This window comes from Armatimonadota bacterium (assembly GCA_018268395.1).
Classification (GTDB): domain Bacteria; phylum Armatimonadota; class Fimbriimonadia; order Fimbriimonadales; family Fimbriimonadaceae; genus JAEURO01.
In genome coordinates, this window is the sequence record JAFDWQ010000009.1 from 23,975 (window position 1) to 41,156 (window position 17,182).

Below are 17,182 nucleotides of genomic sequence, written 5' to 3' on the forward strand. Positions count from 1 at the left end.
GTAGCCTCGCCGCCATGAGACTGGCAGCTTGGATCGGTTCGGAGCAAGTGAGGTCGGCCGACGACGCCTGGATCCCCTCGATCGACCCGTCACATCCGGAAACGACCGTCGCCGAAGTCCCGGTCGGCGGCCCCGCCGATGTCGACCGGGCCGTCGCCGCCGCGTCCGATGCCTTTTCGTCCTGGAAGGGTCTGTCGGGCCCGGCCCGGTCCGAAGCGCTCTTCGCTTGGGCCGACCGGATCAAAGCTCGGCAGGACGAACTGGCGCTGGCCATCGCCCGAGAAGTCGGAAAGCCGATCGGCGAGGCTCGAGGCGAAGTCGGCAGGTGTGTCGCGATCCTGCGGTACTACGCTGGTGAAGCCGTCCGACCGATGGGCGAAGTCGTCCCTGCGCAAACGGCCGGACCCCTGCAGTACTCGCTCAGGATCCCCATGGGAGTCGTCGGGTTGATCACTCCGTGGAACTTTCCCTTGGCGATCCCGCTCTGGAAAGCCGCACCGGCGTTGTCCATGGGGAACACGGTCGTCCTCAAGCCGTCCGAAATGTCGGGATTCTGTGCGTCCCTATTGGCAGAGACGTCGGCGGGCCTCCTGGCCGGGGTCTTCAACGTCGTCCATGGAACGGGGGCCGCTGCGGGAAAAGCCCTCGTCGGGCACGCGGACGTCCGGGCCGTCAGCTTCACGGGTTCGGTCGCCACGGGCATGGCCGTCCAGACCGCGTGTGCGGTCAGGAACGCGAAGTGTCAAGCGGAGATGGGCGGGAAGAACGCGGCCGTGGTCCTCGCCGACGCCGACCTCGACCGCGCCGCGGGCCTCGTGGCTGCCGGCGCGATGCGGTACGCCGGACAAAAGTGTACGGCGACGAGCCGCGTCATCGTGGTCGAGCAGGTGTTCAGCGCGTTCCTCGAGAAGCTCGTCCAACAGGTCGATGCCCTTCAGGTCGGCCCTGTCTCCGAAGCCACCACTGCTCTAGGCCCGGTGATCGATGAGGCGGCCCGCGACCGATTGGCCGCCGTCCTTCGCGATCCTCAGGGCGACGTCGTCTACCGGTCGAAGCAGTCTGGGGACGGCTTCTACGTCCCTCCCACCATTATCGGACCGGTCGAGAGCGGTTCGTCCCTGGCGCAGGACGAACTCTTCGGGCCCGTATTGACACTCTTGTCGGCCCGCGACGCGGACCACGCCGTCGAGATCGCGAACGCGACCCGGTTCGGGCTATCGACCGCCGTCTACACGGACAGTGTTGCGGGTGCGGTGGCCTATATCGACAAGGTCGAAGCGGGTCTCGTCAGGGTCAACGGGGATACGACAGGGGTCGATCCGCACGCGCCTTTCGGCGGGACGAAAGCGTCCAGCACGGGGACGCGCGAGCAGGGAACGGTCGCGAAGGACTTCTACACCGAGTGGAAGACCGTTCAGATCAATCCGTGACCGCTTACGTCCCTGGACGAACTTTCAGCGAAGCGTGGATGACCGCCAGGGCTTCGTCCCGTTCGGTGCCGCTCAGAGGCAACCGTGGCGGTCGCACCCGCTCAGAGCCCATTCCGACCTCTTGCTGGACGAGCTTGATGAGCTGCACGAACTTCGGCACGGTGTCGAGTCGGAGCAGGGGCAAGAACCACTTGTAGAGGTCGAACGCGAGGCCGTGCTCCTTTCGCCGGCACAGTTCGAACAACTCGACGGATTCCCGTGGCATCGCGTTGACCAAGCCCGCGATCCATCCGACGGCCCCGACGGCCATGCCTTCGACGATCGCATCGTCTACGCCGACGAACAACGCCAACTTGTCCCCGAGGACTTCGCGGAGCCCGGTGATCCGGCGGACGTCCGTACTGGACTCCTTGACGGCGTGAAGGTTGACGTGCCGGTCGGCAAGCTCCTTGGTCTGAACTGCGGTCACGTCCGTCCCGTAGGCGACCGGGTTGTTGTACAGCATGCAGGACAAGGACGTCGCCGCGATGACCGAAGAGAAGTGGTGTCGGGTTTCGTCCCAAGTACCCCGGTAGACGTACGGCGGGAGCACCATGAGCCCGGAACAACCGAGGGACTCGGCGTCTTGCGCCAGGGCCACCGCTTCCGACGTACTGAGCGAGGAGACGCCGGCAACGACCGGAATCCTGCCTCCTACGGCCTCGATGCAGGTCTTCAAAACGGCCCTTTTCTCATCGTCGGCGAGCGTGGCCGCCTCGCCGAGCGAGCCCAAGGCGACGATGCCTTTACAGCCGTGATCGGCGAGCCACGAGACGTGCCGGGCCAAGAACGCGTGGTCGACCTGCAGGCCGTCGTCGAACGGCGTCGTGACCGCGGGCATCACGCCCTTCCAAACCATGTCCATCCGGCGCGTGTTCTACCCGGCGGCACCGTGCGGCTGCGTCGGCCTTGCGGGACTGAACGCGTCCATCGAGAACGGAACCGTCCGTGACTCGACCATCGCCGACAAGGCCATGGCCGCACCCATCACGATCGAAAGGTCGGCTCCCTCCAGTCCTGCGGCGATCAACGTGGAGTCGCTCTCCCCGAGCCGGCCGATCATCGGGGCCCCGTCCGACGAGGTGCACCACCGCACTTGGGCCGTATCGTCCCGCTCGAACGCCGGAAACGCCCTCCGGATCTCTTGGTACGCCTGAACGGGCCTTTCGGAAACCCCTTCCCATCCCGAAGCTGTCGGCCCGAACGTCGATGAACCCGTCGAAACGGGTAGGAACAACTTGTCGGTCCCTTCGAACACCGTCCCTGTAACCTCCCGCATGGTCCCGCATCCCTGACTCTGACGACCAGCGCAGACCACCACGCCGCCTTCGACCGTTTCGCCGGACACGAACGTCACCCTTGTCCCGTCGATACCCTTGACTTTGTGCCGAGGGCCGAACGTCGCCTTTTCGACCTCGCCCAAGAGCCGTGCCGCAAGTGCGGACGGTTCGAAAGTGAGGCCGTCAGGAAGGTAGAGCCCGCCCGGCAGGGAGTTTGAAAGGGACGGCTCGATCGCAGGAAGGACGCCTCCTCCCACGACTTCACACGCCGTTCCCGCGTCCCGGAGCCTCTCGGCGCGTAACTGGAGCTTTGCCCACTCCAACGAGTCCACGGCGACCCACAGGGCCCCTGTCGCCCATAGGAACCGAGAACCGACCGACTTCCGCACATCGTGGAGCCCGGCCAAGCCAAAGCCGGATAGTGCGAGCAAGTCCTCGTTCCGATCCGTGACCGTAGCCCAACGCAAGAGCGGCCCAGGTCCGAACAGGTCCTCGCCGTACAGCTCGACGCTGTGTCCCCGACGTGCGAACTCGAACGCGCAGACCACGGCCGTAAGGCCGGATCCGAGGACGAGGACGTCGGGGGTGAAGGTCATGGAACGATTCCGTGGCGGTAGGGGTCGTCGGGACACTCGACGACCGTCGTTTCCGCCATGACGAAAGCCTGTCCCTCGATCGACGGGACGATCCGGCCTTCGACCACGTCGACCCAGCCTGCAAAAACGCTGCCAATCACGCTCTCTTGCCGCCAAACTTGGGACTCGGCCAATTTGCCGTCCTCGAAAAGGCAAGCCAGTTTGGCGCTCGTACCGGTCCCGCACGGCGACCGGTCGAACTGCCCGCCGGGGCATAGGACAAAGCTCTTTGAATCGGCCCGTCCTGGTGTCGGTGGCCCGAAGAGCTCGATATGGTCGATCTTCGCACCGTCTCGTCCCGTCACGCCCTGTCTGGCCAACTCGGACATCAGGGCCGAGGTCAGTGCGGTCGCCTCCGGTATCCGTGCGACCGTAATCTCGAGGCCGTGATCGTCACACAGGAAGAACCAGTTGCCGCCGTAAGCGACGTCACCCGTGTAAGTCCGGCCTCCGACGACCACGGTGGCGCCTTTGGTCATGCGGTAGGCAGGAACGTTCCGGAAGGCGACCGTCGACGCGTCTTTGACCTCGGCAGTGACGGGTCCAGCGACGGTGTTCAAGGAATACCGGCCCGGTCCGATCCGACCCGCGTACACGAGCGACACCAACACGCCGATCGTCCCGTGGCCGCACATCCCCAGATAGGACGTATTGTTGAAAAACACGACGTCGGCCAAGCAACCCTCGGAACTCGGCGGGAACAAGGCGGCACCGACCGCCACTTCCGAGCCCCGCGGTTCGAGGCAAACCGACGTCCGGATCCAATCGTACGACTCCCTCAGTCCCGCCAACCTGTCGTGCACGGAACCTGAGATTTCAGGAAGGCCGCTGACGACGAGGCGGGTCGGTTCGCCTCCGGTGTGGGAGTCGATGACTCGCAAGGACATCGCTTAAAGGTACTTCCTGATCCGTTGCCAGAACACGCTGACGGGCACCTTGAGCCCGCGCGCGACCCAGACGGGCGATTCGTTCTGTTCCGGCACCGCATAAGGAGCGTGGACTTTGGCGACCGGTTCAAAGACCTCGAACATCTGTTTGACGTCTTCCGGCCATCGGTTGACGAACACGGCCGTCTTCCCGTCCCAACTCCCGTGCCCCCACATCCAGTAGGCGTTGTGGCCGCACATGACGGGCCCGACCCCGTAGTGTTCCAGCGCCGCCGCTTCGCCATAGTTGTAAGCGACCGCTGGGGTGCCCGGCGGCAAATGCGACTGGACGGCTTTCACCGTGTCCGCGAGCTCCTGCCAACCGAACATGTCCGCCCAGCCCTGCATCGGGCTCTTAGGACCCTTTTCTTCGACCGGAGGCTGGACGGGCATCGACTCGATCAGCGACACCATCGCGGGAGGCGGGAGCCAGGGCAAGCCGAGCGGCACATAGAACGCGGTCGTCATGGCATAGGCTCCGAAGACGAGCCCTGGAACCCCGCCATAGCGGGCCTCCATCGTCGTCCATAGGCTCGACAGTCGGCCCTTCGCGGGGCGCTTTAACGACGACCGGTCCCTCTGGAGCTTTTCGATCCAGCGCTGAAAAGCGACCGCTCCAGGTGCCAGGACGAAGGGATAGGCCGGTGCCAGATAATTGACCCGGGACTTTCCGTTGACGAGAAGGATCACAAGGACCGTCAGGAAACAGAGGGACAATGGCGCCCATCTCCTGTCTTTGAACCCGAACGCGACTCCAAGGACGATGACAGGCAAGGCCAGGACGTTCATGACGACGGCCTGCTGCGCGAAGAACGCCCAGATCGGGATCGGCACCAACTTGTGTTCCTGTGCGTTACGGACGAATTCCAGGGTCGGCCAACCGTGCTGGGCTTGCCAGGCCAGGTGCGGCGCAGCCAAGAGGAGCAGGACGGCGACGGCCACCCACGGCCCCGGCCTTGCGAGAAGTCGGCGGTACGGGGTGACGAGAAGGGCCACGCCGAGGCCGGCGAAGAGCCAGAGGATGCTCGCCTTGTTCAGGAACCCGACGCCCATCATCGCGCCCAGGGCGATCCAGCGCGTCAGGTGCGGGACGCCACGGCCGTCAAGGGTCGACGCTTCCTGGCAGATCCCGATGACGATCACGACGATCCCCGCCCAGATCATGATGTCGAAGGCGTTCATCGTGTACATGGAGAAGATCACCAGGTACATGCCCGACAGTAACGGGCAGACCCCGGCGAGCCAGATTCCCCAACCTTGAGCACCGAGACGCCGGGCCGACTCCATGACGAGTGCGACCGTGGCTCCAGAGGCCAGCGCGACGGGCAGACGGATGGCGGCGAGGCTGTCACCCAGAAGGGAGACCGTTGCCTTCAGCAGGAAGACGCTGAGTGGAGGGTGGTCGACGTAACCCCAGTCGAGCCGTTTCGCACAGGCCAGATAGTAGAGTTCGTCGCGGAAATATCCGTAGTTCTGAATACAGAGGAGATGGGCCAGTAGCGCCAATCCCGGCAGGACAAGGAACGCGAGCTTCTCTGCCCGGGTCATCAAACCCTTCTCCTCCATGACCGAATGAACGATGTTGGCCCATGTCAGGGTGCGGGACAAGGGCCGTTTGGCCGCACGTGAAGCGATTCGGCCTTGGCGGGCGTAGTATCCTTGACTTCTGCCCGTTCGAGGCCCCACGTTTCGACATGAAACCGCCCGACGACACCCTTTCCTCTCACCTTCGACCGGAAGGCGGGGTCCAGGGCTCTGAGACGCCTGAACGGCAGGTCCGTACCCCAGAAGGTCACACGCTGCGCGGTTATCTTCGGGAATTCTGTCGGCCGCGGTACCACCTGCACAAGATCCAGGAGGACTTCAAGGCGTCCGTGCACGCCCTCAGGAACCGCGACCTCGAGGTCTTAAAGTCCGATAAGGACAGCTTGGCCCGCGCCCTTCGGGGCCGCCTTCTCGCCACCTATTTCCTCGTCGGCCCGTTCGGCATCCTCGGGCCCTTGAGCGGGACGTACTTCCAGTACTGGATCGCTCAGAACGTGCCGTTCTTGTCGCACTTCGTCTCGCTGTGTTCGTTCTTCATCACGATCATCATCGGGAACATTTTCAGCATCATCGGTTTCCAGGTGATCTGGGCTTTCTCCTCGGCGACGCTGTACCGGATGAGACCGCCGGCGTTTTACAACTGGATCCTCTTCTGGAAGGACATTCTGCCGTTGCAGTGGACGGGGTTACAGCGGTGGCTAGGGGCCAACGTCATCCTGATGCCGCTCAGTGCACTGGCGCTGTCCTTGGTCGACCGCTTTTTGCCTTCGGTCGCAAAGGCCGTCCCGATCGGCGTGTTGACCCCGGCCCTGGAGCTGGTCTTCGTGCATACGTCTCTCATCCGGCTGATGGGCGACCTGTTCGAGAAGGAGTCGCACCGGATCGCGGCGAACCACGTCCACTGACCCTCGGGAAACGGCGACTGACCCTTAAAACGAAAGCGGGGCGGCGCCGTATTGGCGCCGCCCCGCTCCACGAGTCAGTTGCTCGGACCGTCTCCGGGCGGTAAAGGCGTTTCTTTGGCCTTCTGTTCGTTGTAGTTCTTCCAGTTCTCGGTCTGCTTGGCGATGTCGGTGTCCGATTGACCCATGTTGTCCTTGCCGCAACCGGCCAAGGAAAGGGTCGCGACGCCGACGGCCAGGGCCAAGACGAGCTTCCTCATTACTGAAGGGCCCACATCGGCCAAGACTTGGACCAGGTCGGTTTCGCCGTGATCGTCCAGGCTCCGCCGTCGAACGTGCACGACCATTTGGAGCTGACCGCGTACTCGGACGCGGGCGGTGTGTTGGCCAAGAACTGCTTGATCGCCATCGACTTCGCGCTACCGTCGGCGCGACCGATGATGATCGTGTCGCTGAACGGGTACTTCGACTTGTCGATCTCGCTCGAGTACGTGCAGTTCGAACTGTTACCCTGCATGAAGTTCGGGATCCAAAGCTCTCGGATCGCGACGGGATACGCGGTCTGAGTCGGAGCGTTGGGCGTCACGAAGACGGGTGCGAACGTCACGTTCGGGTTGTAAAGCTCGATGAGGAGCGCGGCTTGGGCGACGTCCGGGATGGCGCCTTGGGTGCCGCCCAGGAAGCTGTTGCGCCAATAGCCGTTCTGCGTCTCGCTCCGACCGTAGGAGTTCAAGGCGCCCGTCAGAGCGAGGTTGAGGGCCATGGTCCCGGCCATCTGCCCGCATCCCGACCAGACGTTGGTGCAGCTCGTGCTCGCCCCGTCGTACAGTTCACGGCCCGTGTGCTTGAAGATGTCCAGGTTCTTCGCGTACGGCATCACCCACTTCTGCCAAGAGTAGTGGTTCATGCGGTAGTAGAACGGTGAACTGGTGCATCCGACGCCGTTCGGGTTGAACGGCTTGGTGTTGAGGGCCGGGTTGAGCGCCGACTTGTCGTAACAGTCGTCGTTCCGGGGATAGACGTCGTCAGAGTCGGTCATGTAGATCGACATGGCCGTTCCGATCTGCTTCGTGTTCGACAGAAGGGCCGTCTTCTTGGCCGCCGATTTGGCTTGCGCGAAGACCGGGAACAAAATGGCGGCCAGGATCGCGATGATCGCGATGACGACCAGGAGTTCGATGAGGGTAAAGGCTCGTCGCATGTAGGATGGCTCCTCGAGACATGTCCTCGACGCGCCCTTAATCGGGTGTCCTCTGCGCGTCCAGGTCACTCCTAGTCTGGCAAAACGAGGGTTAAGTCACCGTTATTGCCCAGACCGAGAGGCCTAGAGTATTCCCTAGGTTTCTAGGACCTTTCTACAGGGAAAGGCCTTGCTTTCGCCACTCCGTGCTGAGGAACTGTGGAAAACCCGGTTTTCGAACCTGCGGCCGACGAACAAATTCGTGTACGTCATGCAAAAACATGACCGATACTTTTGAAATCCGGTCGTCGCTTAAGCGAATTCGCTCGTCAAGGCGGTTCCACCTAAGAGGTGGGCATGGAGATGGGGGACGGTCTGCCCGGCGTCCTCTCCTTGGTTGATGACGAGCCGGTATCCGCCGGTCAGTCCGAGTTGCGCGGCGATCGACTTGGCCGCGTTCAAGATCCGGGTGTGCGAGCCATCATCGGGCAAGCCGGCGAGGCCGGGGATCTCCTCGCGAGTCACGATCAAGACGTGGACGGGCGCCTTCGGGGAGATGTCCTTGAACGCTACGACGTGTTCGTCCTGATAGACGAACTCGGCCGGAATCTCGCCGTTGATGATCCGCGTGAACAGGGTGGGCAATGTCGTCCTCTCCGCGCTATTATGCCGGCCTATTCCTTGGTCACCGCTTCGTCCAGGTTCAGGATCGCGCTGCACGTCAGCATCATGGCCGCGACTTGCACCCGGTCGAGCTTGGCCGGCACGACGACGTCCCCTTGTTCCAACAGGGCGTCGACGGCCTTCGGCTCGCTCCGGAATTTGGCGAGCCGCCGCTCATAGCCCTGGACCAAGATGGCCCGCTCCTTCGCGGTCGCCTTGCGGCCGAGGACCAGGCGGAACGCGCGTCCGATCGGATCGCGCGGGTCGGTCGTCAGGGACTTCCCGGCGAGGGCGAGCGACGCGACCAGGTAGGTTTCGTCGTTCAGCAACGTGAGCGCCTGGAGCGGCGTGTTCGTCCGTGCCCGGCGCACGCGGCAGGTTTCGCGGGACGGTGCGTCGAACACCGTCATGTCCGGCGGGGCCGCCGTCCGCTTCCAAATCGTGTAGAGAGACCGGCGGTACCGGTTCGGGCCGATGTCCGGTCGATAGTTGTGCAGGTTGCCGTAGAAGCTGGTCTCGTCCCAGATCCCGTCCGGCTGGTAGGGCCGGACCGAGCGGCCCCCGACCTTGTTGAAGAGCAGGCCAGAAGCCGCGAGCGCCTGGTCTCGGATCATCTCGGCCGTCATCCGGAAACGGGGCCCTCGGCCGAGCCATCGGTTCAACGGGTCCGCTTCGAGCGACTCCTTCGTCACCACCGACGACTGGCGGTACGTCGCGGACGTCACGAGCAGCTTCATCATCGCCTTCGTGTCCCATCCGACACGGACGAATTCCGTCGCAAGCCAGTCCAAGAGTTCGGGGTGGGTCGGGAACTCGGCCCTCGTACCGAAGTCTTCGGACGTCACGACGATCCCCGCTCCGAACAACCGCTCCCAAAGGCGGTTCACGGCGACCCGAGCCGTCAAAGGGTTCTCGGCAGAGGCGATCCAACGGGCCAATCCGAGACGGTTCGCCGGGGCCGACTTCGGCATCGGGGCCAGCCCGGTGAGGACCCCAGCTTCGACCTTCTCGCCCGGTTTGTCGTATTGCCCCCGCAACAGGACGAAGGCGTCGCGCGGCTTGGCCATGTCTTGCATGACCATGAGGTCGGGCACCTGGGCGGCAAGCCCGTCGCGCTCGCGGACGTCGGACTCGCGGCGCCTCACGAGGGCGGCATACTCCTTGTCGCGCTTGAGGAGGACGTAGTGGGCGAGGTCGCGCTTCTGCCCGGGGGTCCTCTTTGAGGCCGGAACAGCCAGCAACGGTTTGGCCGGATCGACGTCGGCGATGAACGCGACCTCTTCGGCCGTCAGGGCCCGGTCGTACAACTGGACGTCGTCGACCTCGCCGTTGAAGATTTCCGATCCGGTCCTGCGGCCGATCGTCATCGGGACCTCGGTCTTGATGGTCGCGGACAGGCTGTTCAGCTCGAAGGTCAGTTCGGACGGCTTACCGTCGATATAGACCTTGAGCCCTTCCGGCTTCATCGTGCCGTCGTATGTGACCATCAAATGGGTCCACTTTTTGTTCGGGAACGGTGTTTTCGTAACAGCCTTGAGGGTGTTGTCCGGGAACTTATTGATCAAGTGGACGAGCACGACGCCGTTGATGAGCATCGCGTCCCAACCGCGGTAGGCGTTGGCCGTGTCCATCTTGGCGAACGGCGCCCCTCGCCCGTCGTCGCTGTACGCCCAGCAGCCGTATGAAAAGGCGTCCGAACTGTCGAAGTCGCCGACTGGGCCGCAGTCCAAGTAGTCGTCCTTCCCGGTTCGGACGGCACCGGTCGACCGGCCCGGGCCGTACGTCGGCTTCCCGACAGGCTTGGGCGCATTGACGGTCAGGGCGTGGTCCTGGTCCGGCGTATGGCTGAAGACCTTAGTGCGCCCGTTCAGTTCGTACCGGGCGTGCAAGGCCGACTCCAAACTTCCCGGGCGGACCTTCTCCGTCAGCACTGCGTCCTGGGCGGCGGCGACGTTGGCGTCGAGCCGGGCTGCGATGTCGGCATCGAGGGCTTGGATCCGCCTGCCGATCTCTGCCGTCCGGGCCGCTTGTTCGTGGGTCGGCGCCTTGATCGTGGGCGGATGGCTGATGGGGCGCTCCTCGCCCGTCCCGCTTTCGGGAACGTTGTTGAAGTAGGCGTAGAGCCGATAGAAGTCCTTCTGCGTGATCGGGTCGTACTTGTGGTCGTGGCAGCGGGCGCACCCGCTCGTCAGGGCCAGAAAGGCCTGAGACGTCGTTTCGACCCGGTCGATGACCGTCTCGACCCGCCATTCTTCGGCGATGACGCCGCCCTCCGTGTTGATCCGGTGGTTCCGGTTGAACGCGGTCGCGATCTTTTGGTCGAGCGTCGCATCCGGCAAGAGGTCGCCGGCTAACTGATCGACGATAAACTCGTCGTAAGGCAGGTTCTTGTTGTAAGCGTCGATCACCCAGTCGCGCCATCGCCACTGGAACCGCTCGTAGTCGGCCTGGTACCCGTTGCTGTCGGCATAACGGGCGGCATCCATCCAGTCCATCGCCATCCTCTCTCCGTACCTGGGCGAGGCCAGCAACCGGTCGACCAGACGCTCGTAGGCGTCCGGTGAGGTGTCGTTCAAGAAGGCGTCGACTTCGGCCGGGGTCGGCGGCAGGCCCGTAATGTCCAAGGTCGCCCGACGGATCAGTGTGGTCCGGTCGGCTTCGACGGACGGACGGAGCCCCTTTTCCTCCAACTTGGCCAGGATAAAGCGGTCGACCGGGTTTCTCGGCCACGCTTCGTCTTTGACAGGCGGCATCACGGGCCTCACAGGCTTGACGAACGCCCAGTGTTCTTTATATTCCGCTCCCTCTTTGATCCATTGGATCAAGACCTGGCGGTCGGCCTCTCCAAGTGTCTTGTTCGAAAACGCAGGCGGCATGTGGAGCGCTTCGTCCGTCGACAAGATCCGTTTGACGAGTTCGCTCTCGTCAGGCTTCCCGGGAACGATGGCCCGCTTCCCGTCCTCCAGGACCGACGTGGCCGATTTCGGGTCGTTCAGGGCCAGTCCCGCCATAACGGCGTTCTTGTCGCTACCGTGGCACTTGAAGCACTTGTCCGCTAGGATCGGCCTGACGTCGCGGTTGAAATCGATCGTCTTCTTGGCCTGGACCGTGGTCTTGCCCGGAACGCCCGCCAAGACGCCGGCACCAAGGCAGGCGACGGCGACGACGAAGACCGACAGGCGCGGGAAGTGCGGCATCGTTCTCCTAGTATCCTTCGATCTTGGCTCCGGCGTCTACCGGAGACCCAGGTTCGAAGGAACCGGCAGAACGGGGTCCGGCGGGTAGAATCCGCCTTCCGATGGCCAAGTTGTTCAAGTTGAGCGTCGTCGCGCCGGACCGGACGGTCTTCGAAGACGACGTGAGCTCGATGATCGTTCCCGGCATCAGCGGTTACCTTGGAGTCTGGGCCGAGCACGAGCCTGCGATCATCGCCCTGCGCAGCGGGGTCGTCGAGTTCGTCGACAAGGACGATCAGCGCGAGCACGTGGCCATCACGGGCGGCTTCCTGGAAGTCAGCGCCAACCATGCCATCGTCCTCGCCGACGACGCCAGACTGGCCAAGGACATCGACCTGGCCGAAGAGCAGAAGAACCTCGAAGAGGCGCGCAAGGCGTTGCGCGGTGAACCGAGCGAAGTCCTCCAGGAGCAGGCCCAGCACGAGCTCGACCGCGCCATGGCCCGTCTGAAGGCCGTCAAGGCGGGCTAAGACTTGACGGACGACTTCAGCTTTTCGACGTGAAAACCTGAAGTTCCGGGAACATGCGACCGATGATTCCGGATATCATGCGGACGTTGGGCTGGAAGGAACGGACAGCACTTTTCGTGGTCGCCTCGGCCATGATCGGCGCGACCCCTGCTCGGTTGCGACCCTCGACGGCGTTTTCTCAGGACGAAGTCCGTTCGGTGCTGTCGTTCTGGTCGGACAAAGCGCAATATTCCGCGCGACCTGCAGGGGAACCGGGGGCGGAATGGTGCGTCCGGACGACGCCCGAAGGCTCGACCTGGATCCGGGAGGTCTATCGGAGGTTCACGGCTTCGAAGGTGAACCCGACGTTCGACCCCCAGGGCTCCGACGCCCGCCAGAGGGTCTGGATCGGCTGGATCGACCGACAGGTCGCCCGGGATTGGGCCCAGTCCGAGTCGGACGTGGCCCGGTTGAACCAGGAAAGGGCGGAGACGTGGGACGGCCGGGCGATGCCCGAGAAGCCGAAACCGACGTCGCCCCAGTCGAAGTCCGATCCCGCTTCGGCAGGCGGTTTCACCCGGAAGACCGGAACCGATAAGACGGGCGGCACGTTTCCTTCGCCAATACCGGTGCCGGGGGACGATCCGTGCCCCACGGACATGGTCGCCGCCGTAGGGACGGCGCCTCGGTTCTCAGAACCTGTCCGACCGATGAAGCACACGGTCACGTATCCGGCCGGTCTGGCCCTGAACTACACCGACCACGTCAAGGTCCGACCGAAATACGCCTATTACAGGTTCGCAGAAGGGGTCAACAGTGAAGGAGTATCGGTCAAGACCCTTCCGTCGGGAACCCTTGACCGACTCTTCCGGCTGGCTGGTTTCGGCCCGACCGAAAGAAACGTGATGAAGGCCGTTTCGCTCCTTGAAGGCGGATTCGACTCGGTCAACACGTACGACACGGGCTATGTCAGCGTCGGATTCATCCAGTTCGCGACGCTGGCCGACGGTTCGGGATCGCTCGGTTCGATGATGCGCCTCTACAAGGGAACGGACCGGAAGAACTTCGACAACGACTTCCGGCGGTTCGGCATCGACGTCGACGACGACGGCTTCCTCGTCGCCCTCGATCTGGAGACAGGCGAGGAAAGGACCGGCCCTGAAGCGGCCCGGCAGATCATCAAGGACCCGCGACTGGTCTCGGTCTTCCAGCGCGCCGGACTTCAGAGCGAGCCGTTCCGCGTCGCTCAAATCCGGTCGGCGAAAGCCCAGTTCTATCCTGCGGACACGACCGTCCAAGTCCGCCTCGGCGGTTCCGACTACACCGTCCGGCTCGGCGACGTCTTCAGGACGGAGGCCGGTCTTGCGACCTTGATGGACCGAAAGACGAACACGGGCAAGTTGGCCGGGCTGAAGGAGTCGATCGAGAAGCTGGCCACACAGTACGGAATCACCGCTCCAGGCGAATTGCGCGACCTTGAGTACCTCGCGATCAAGGCGATGACGTACAGAGAGGACTATTTGAGCCGTTCGAGCCTCACTCGCCCGAGGGACAACACGATCGAGCTTTCCAGAAGAGGGACCCGGTTCGATCGGAAGGGCGGAAAAGGCAAAGGCGCAGGCCGCTGACCGTCACGGCAAGGCTTCGAACCGGTCCACGACCCGGATCGCCCCAACGATGTTGGCATTGAACTCCTCGAGTTCTTCTGCGGGGATCCAAAGTTCTCGGTGCATGCTTCCCCCCACGGTCTGCACCGGAAAACGGGACACGTAGGTCGCGTCGACATCGAACTCGAGAACGTAACCGACGTGTCCACCGCGGGCGTCACGCGTGTTCCAGTCCCTTGCGATCTGGACCGAATATTCCCTTTCGAGCACAGGATAGAAAATGGGCTGCTCCGGGAGCCGTGGCGGAAACCGCCTGAAACCCGACTCGGCGATCAGATCGAACTCCGATCGTCCTACGGGCCGCCAAATCGTCTTGATGTGGCTCACCGACCATTTTGTCCTTGGAAGGACTGAAACGGACCGGGCCTGATTCGATTCTTACGGCAAACACCCTTCGCCTTTCTCGGTTCTGATGCAGGCGTCCGCCTCTCTAGTCAGAGGTCGTTGAAATGCCGCAAGGAGACAAGTCCAAGTACACGGACAAACAGAAACGCCAGGCCGAACACATCGAAGAGGGCTATGAAGACCACGGCGTCTCGAAGGAGGAATCGGAACGGCGCGCATGGGCGACCGTCAACAAGATGACGGGAGGCGGCAAAAAACCGGGAGGATCCGGGCGTGGCAAAGCGACCGATCCGTCACCGGCGAGGAAGGGTGGACGGAAAGCTGCCCAAAGTCAAAGTTTTGAAACCAGAAGTGCGGCCGCCCGCAAGGGTTGGGCCACACGTCGCAAGCGCCAAGGCGGATGACCGCCTAACGGACGGAAACGAGTCTCTCTCCTGCTCTAGGCCGCCTTCGGGCGGCCGCTTCTTTTTCTGAGCCATTGGAAACGATCGGGGCCTTGTGCATCGTAAGACGGATATGCACGCCGCGCTCTTGGGTGCTTCGGCCGTGGTCCTCGGCCTCACGGGATGCAGCCCGACGGCTGGAAGCACCGTCTGCGAAGGCCCACGCATCGTCGCAGGTTCAAAGTCGGACTTTATGACGGTGCGATATCTGAAGGTCTCGGGCACGAACGAGCAGATCGGACGAAGGCTGGCCGAAACCGCCGTCGCGCACCTTAAGTTCCAACCTGCGACCCGCAAGCAGCCGGACATCGACAGGGACACCGCCTGGTTCGCCGCCCATTGGCCCGAGCAGGCCGCCAGGGTCAAGGGAGTGGCGTCGGTCTTCAAGCAGTCGGGCGCGGATCCGACAGTGCTCGCCTACGACATGGACGTTGCCCCGGGCTGTTCGACCGTCTTCTACCCAGGCGCCTCGGTCTCGAACGGCCACAGCATGATGAGCCGGAACTATGACTTCCCGACGGCGACGTACGCCCAGCTGACGGGACGGACGGCGTCGCCTGGCGCGAGGGCGATGACGGCCGATCCCTTTGTGCTCGAAGTCGTGCCGGACAAGGGCTATCGGTCGCTGTACGTCGCGTCGTACGACCTCCTGGGGGGTTGCATCGACGGGATCAACGAGAAGGGGTTGGCCGTCGCGCTCCTGGCGGACGACAACGCGGAAAGCCGGCATCCGTCTTCGGGGCCCGGCCTGAACGAGATCACGTTGACCCGCTTCTTGCTCGATCGCTGTGCCTCGGCGAAGGAGGCCAGGGCGATGCTTCAGGACGTCGAGTTCCGTTACTCCTTCACGCCCTGTCACTACATCGTCGGAGACAAGTCCGGAGACTCCTTCGTGTGGGAGTTGACGCCCGACCTCAAAGAACGTACGGTGGTCGACGGCAAGGGCTTGCCCCAGATCGTGACGAACCACCGGTTATCGAAATTCGGGACATCGGGTTTGCCCCAAGGCAACTCGTTCGACCGCTACAGGAAGCTCGAATCCGAAATCCAAAGGCAAGGCGGCAAGCTGTCGCCGGACGCCGTGCGCTCGACGAACCTTTGTGTCGCCGTCCCCCCGTCCGCGCAAGGTGCGGCGACCCTGTGGCATTCCGTCTATGATCTCGACGACCTGACCCTCAAAGTCAGCTTCTTCCTGGGTCACGAGGATGGGAAGGAGCGCCGGACTCCGTATCTTGAATTCAAGCTCGGACGTTAGGCGTTCTTCAGTTTGTCGATGTCGATCCTTCGCATCTGAAGGAGTGCGGCCGTCGCCCTCTCACCGCGTTCCGGATCGGAAAGCAGATCGCCGATGTTCCTCGGCGTGACTTGCCACGAGACGCCGAACTTGTCTTTCAGCCATCCGCACATGCTTTCTTCTCCTCCGTCGGCGGTCAGGGCGTTCCAGAAGGTGTCAAGCTCTTCCTGGTCGTCGACGTAGATCACGAACGACACCGCTTCGGTGAACGGGAACATCGGCCCACCGTTCAGGGCCAAGAACTCCTGGCCTTCCAGTTCAAACGGCACAAGCATGACCTCACCGGCGTTCCTGCCGGCGACCTCGGCGGACGCCTTGTCGTAGCGTGAAGCCGGCTTCATCTTCGAGTCCTTGAACACGGAGACATAGAAGTCGGCGGCTTCTTGCGCCGTTCCGTCGAACCAAAGCATCGGGATGATCTTTTGCATCGCTCTGTGTTCTCGGACGCCGGATCACTTTGTGACCTTTCTCTGCGGCCCATCGGACGGGACCGGGCGGTAGGATGAGGGCCGATCAGCCCGTGTGCGACTTCCTCTACGTGTTCGTTCCCGACTCGTCCGGATTGTCCGTGATTCAGGACCTACTGGAATCAGAGGGTCTGGGGTTCAAAACCGTTGACGGCCCCTCACCCGCCGCGAAACTTCCGGACGGCACGGTCCAGATTCTGGCGACGCCAGGTCATTGCAGTTGCGGGACGGCGATCGGCGGCTATTACGATCAGCCTGTCCACCTTCGCGCGCCAGACGACAAAGAGGTCCTCAAGCTGAAAAGGAAGGGTTGGAGCGATTCCCGGATCCAACGATGGCTTGACGAAAAGACGGCCCATCTGAATGAAGTCGGTCGCGCGAAGTCGGCGAGAGACGGCGCAGAGCTTGATCAGTGGGTCGGCGTCCTCAAGGGCGCCGTCGATTCCGGAGCGACGGACTGGATCGGGTTGTCGTTGCATTTTGAGGGCGGCGCCTCCCCTAAGGAACCGCCACCCGAACCCGACCGGCGGGTCCGATCAAGGTCGCTCGGTCGCGAAGATCTCGCTTCTTTGACACGCGACACCGTCCTCTTCGTAACCCGGTAAGGCTACGGTGCCCACCGACTCGATCCACAGAGTGCTCGAGACGGCCCGCAATGCGCTCGTCGTCTACCGATTCTGG

At 63.1% G+C, this 17,182-nt stretch carries 17 protein-coding genes; 7 read left to right on the forward strand and 10 right to left on the reverse strand.

From position 1 onward, the window contains the following. Positions 1–14 precede the first annotated feature (14 nt). Positions 15–1,430 carry an aldehyde dehydrogenase family protein gene (locus JST30_13685; protein ID MBS1715376.1) on the forward strand — a complete coding sequence of 472 codons (1,416 nt, stop codon included), beginning with the start codon at positions 15–17 and terminating at the stop codon, positions 1,428–1,430. 4 nt (positions 1,431–1,434) lie between these two features. Here the strand turns inward: JST30_13685 and JST30_13690 are convergent, their stop codons facing one another. The 4 genes from JST30_13690 to JST30_13705 are packed head-to-tail and all read right to left on the reverse strand — an operon-like array spanning position 1,435 to position 5,918. Further along, entirely contained in the window at positions 1,435–2,328 is an 894-nt protein-coding gene (locus JST30_13690) for a dihydrodipicolinate synthase family protein (GenBank protein MBS1715377.1), read from the reverse strand. Positions 2,329–2,346: 18 nt separating this feature from the next. Continuing rightward, on the reverse strand, positions 2,347–3,345 hold the full coding sequence (locus tag JST30_13695) for an FAD-binding oxidoreductase (GenBank protein MBS1715378.1): 999 nt from the start codon (positions 3,343–3,345) through the stop codon (positions 2,347–2,349). Continuing rightward, entirely contained in the window at positions 3,342–4,271 is a 930-nt protein-coding gene (locus tag JST30_13700; GenBank protein ID MBS1715379.1) for a proline racemase family protein, read from the reverse strand. Before JST30_13700 ends, JST30_13695 begins: the two co-directional genes overlap by 4 nt. 3 nt (positions 4,272–4,274) lie before the next feature. Beyond that, positions 4,275–5,918 (reverse strand): glycosyltransferase family 39 protein, encoded by a 1,644-nt coding sequence (locus JST30_13705; GenBank protein ID MBS1715380.1) that lies wholly within the window; start codon positions 5,916–5,918, stop codon positions 4,275–4,277. 86 nt (positions 5,919–6,004) lie between these two features. Between JST30_13705 and JST30_13710 the strand changes: the two genes are divergently transcribed. Then, entirely contained in the window at positions 6,005–6,760 is a 756-nt protein-coding gene (locus tag JST30_13710; GenBank protein MBS1715381.1) for a hypothetical protein, read from the forward strand. A gap of 74 nt (positions 6,761–6,834) precedes the next feature. Here the strand turns inward: JST30_13710 and JST30_13715 are convergent, their stop codons facing one another. From JST30_13715 to JST30_13730, 4 genes are all read right to left on the reverse strand, one after another. Next, the gene (locus JST30_13715; protein ID MBS1715382.1) at positions 6,835–7,017 is read right to left on the reverse strand and encodes a hypothetical protein; all 183 of its coding nucleotides are present in this window, start codon (positions 7,015–7,017) and stop codon (positions 6,835–6,837) included. Beyond that, positions 7,017–7,958: a prepilin-type N-terminal cleavage/methylation domain-containing protein gene (locus JST30_13720; GenBank protein ID MBS1715383.1), complete on the reverse strand. Its 942-nt coding sequence runs from the start codon at positions 7,956–7,958 to the stop codon at positions 7,017–7,019. The genes JST30_13715 and JST30_13720 overlap by 1 nt, the downstream gene beginning before the upstream one ends. 291 nt (positions 7,959–8,249) lie before the next feature. Continuing rightward, positions 8,250–8,582, reverse strand: coding sequence for a histidine triad nucleotide-binding protein (locus JST30_13725; GenBank protein ID MBS1715384.1), 333 nt, complete (start codon positions 8,580–8,582; stop codon positions 8,250–8,252). Between the two features lie 29 nt (positions 8,583–8,611). Then, positions 8,612–11,797, reverse strand: coding sequence for a DUF1553 domain-containing protein (locus tag JST30_13730; protein MBS1715385.1), 3,186 nt, complete (start codon positions 11,795–11,797; stop codon positions 8,612–8,614). A 101-nt stretch (positions 11,798–11,898) separates the two neighbouring features. Here JST30_13730 and atpC point away from each other — a divergent pair, with 101 nt between their 5' ends. After that, positions 11,899–12,306: an ATP synthase F1 subunit epsilon gene (atpC, locus tag JST30_13735; protein MBS1715386.1), complete on the forward strand. Its 408-nt coding sequence runs from the start codon at positions 11,899–11,901 to the stop codon at positions 12,304–12,306. 62 nt (positions 12,307–12,368) lie between these two features. Beyond that, positions 12,369–13,913 (forward strand): hypothetical protein, encoded by a 1,545-nt coding sequence (locus tag JST30_13740; protein ID MBS1715387.1) that lies wholly within the window; start codon positions 12,369–12,371, stop codon positions 13,911–13,913. Positions 13,914–13,916: 3 nt separating this feature from the next. On the opposite strand, the gene JST30_13745 is transcribed toward JST30_13740, so the two are convergent. Then, entirely contained in the window at positions 13,917–14,279 is a 363-nt protein-coding gene (locus JST30_13745; GenBank protein ID MBS1715388.1) for a hypothetical protein, read from the reverse strand. Between the two features lie 122 nt (positions 14,280–14,401). On the opposite strand from JST30_13745, the gene JST30_13750 reads away from it, so the two are divergent. Beyond that, positions 14,402–14,701, forward strand: coding sequence for a plasmid stabilization protein (locus tag JST30_13750; GenBank protein MBS1715389.1), 300 nt, complete (start codon positions 14,402–14,404; stop codon positions 14,699–14,701). A 112-nt stretch (positions 14,702–14,813) separates the two neighbouring features. Then, a complete protein-coding gene (locus tag JST30_13755; GenBank protein MBS1715390.1) occupies positions 14,814–15,995 on the forward strand; it encodes a linear amide C-N hydrolase in 1,182 nt (393 codons plus the stop codon). On the opposite strand, the gene JST30_13760 is transcribed toward JST30_13755, so the two are convergent. After that, positions 15,992–16,462, reverse strand: coding sequence for a VOC family protein (locus JST30_13760; GenBank protein MBS1715391.1), 471 nt, complete (start codon positions 16,460–16,462; stop codon positions 15,992–15,994). The genes JST30_13755 and JST30_13760 overlap by 4 nt on opposite strands. A gap of 74 nt (positions 16,463–16,536) precedes the next feature. Here JST30_13760 and JST30_13765 point away from each other — a divergent pair, with 74 nt between their 5' ends. Continuing rightward, positions 16,537–17,106: a hypothetical protein gene (locus tag JST30_13765; GenBank protein ID MBS1715392.1), complete on the forward strand. Its 570-nt coding sequence runs from the start codon at positions 16,537–16,539 to the stop codon at positions 17,104–17,106. Positions 17,107–17,182: the final 76 nt, after the last annotated feature.

What these genes read in the sequence shown, in the direction of transcription:
- JST30_13685 (MBS1715376.1), top strand. Translation starts at nt 15, where the DNA reads ATGAGACTGGCAGCTTGGATCGGTTCGGAGCAAGTGAGGTCGGCCGAC.
- JST30_13690 (MBS1715377.1), bottom strand. Translation starts at nt 2,328, where the DNA reads ATGGTTTGGAAGGGCGTGATGCCCGCGGTCACGACGCCGTTCGACGAC.
- JST30_13695 (MBS1715378.1), bottom strand. Translation starts at nt 3,345, where the DNA reads ATGACCTTCACCCCCGACGTCCTCGTCCTCGGATCCGGCCTTACGGCC.
- JST30_13700 (MBS1715379.1), bottom strand. Translation starts at nt 4,271, where the DNA reads ATGTCCTTGCGAGTCATCGACTCCCACACCGGAGGCGAACCGACCCGC.
- JST30_13710 (MBS1715381.1), top strand. Translation starts at nt 6,005, where the DNA reads ATGAAACCGCCCGACGACACCCTTTCCTCTCACCTTCGACCGGAAGGC.
- JST30_13715 (MBS1715382.1), bottom strand. Translation starts at nt 7,017, where the DNA reads ATGAGGAAGCTCGTCTTGGCCCTGGCCGTCGGCGTCGCGACCCTTTCC.
- JST30_13720 (MBS1715383.1), bottom strand. Translation starts at nt 7,958, where the DNA reads ATGCGACGAGCCTTTACCCTCATCGAACTCCTGGTCGTCATCGCGATC.
- JST30_13730 (MBS1715385.1), bottom strand. Translation starts at nt 11,797, where the DNA reads ATGCCGCACTTCCCGCGCCTGTCGGTCTTCGTCGTCGCCGTCGCCTGC.
- atpC (MBS1715386.1), top strand. Translation starts at nt 11,899, where the DNA reads ATGGCCAAGTTGTTCAAGTTGAGCGTCGTCGCGCCGGACCGGACGGTC.
- JST30_13740 (MBS1715387.1), top strand. Translation starts at nt 12,369, where the DNA reads ATGATTCCGGATATCATGCGGACGTTGGGCTGGAAGGAACGGACAGCA.
- JST30_13750 (MBS1715389.1), top strand. Translation starts at nt 14,402, where the DNA reads ATGCCGCAAGGAGACAAGTCCAAGTACACGGACAAACAGAAACGCCAG.
- JST30_13755 (MBS1715390.1), top strand. Translation starts at nt 14,814, where the DNA reads ATGCACGCCGCGCTCTTGGGTGCTTCGGCCGTGGTCCTCGGCCTCACG.
- JST30_13760 (MBS1715391.1), bottom strand. Translation starts at nt 16,462, where the DNA reads ATGCAAAAGATCATCCCGATGCTTTGGTTCGACGGAACGGCGCAAGAA.
- JST30_13765 (MBS1715392.1), top strand. Translation starts at nt 16,537, where the DNA reads ATGAGGGCCGATCAGCCCGTGTGCGACTTCCTCTACGTGTTCGTTCCC.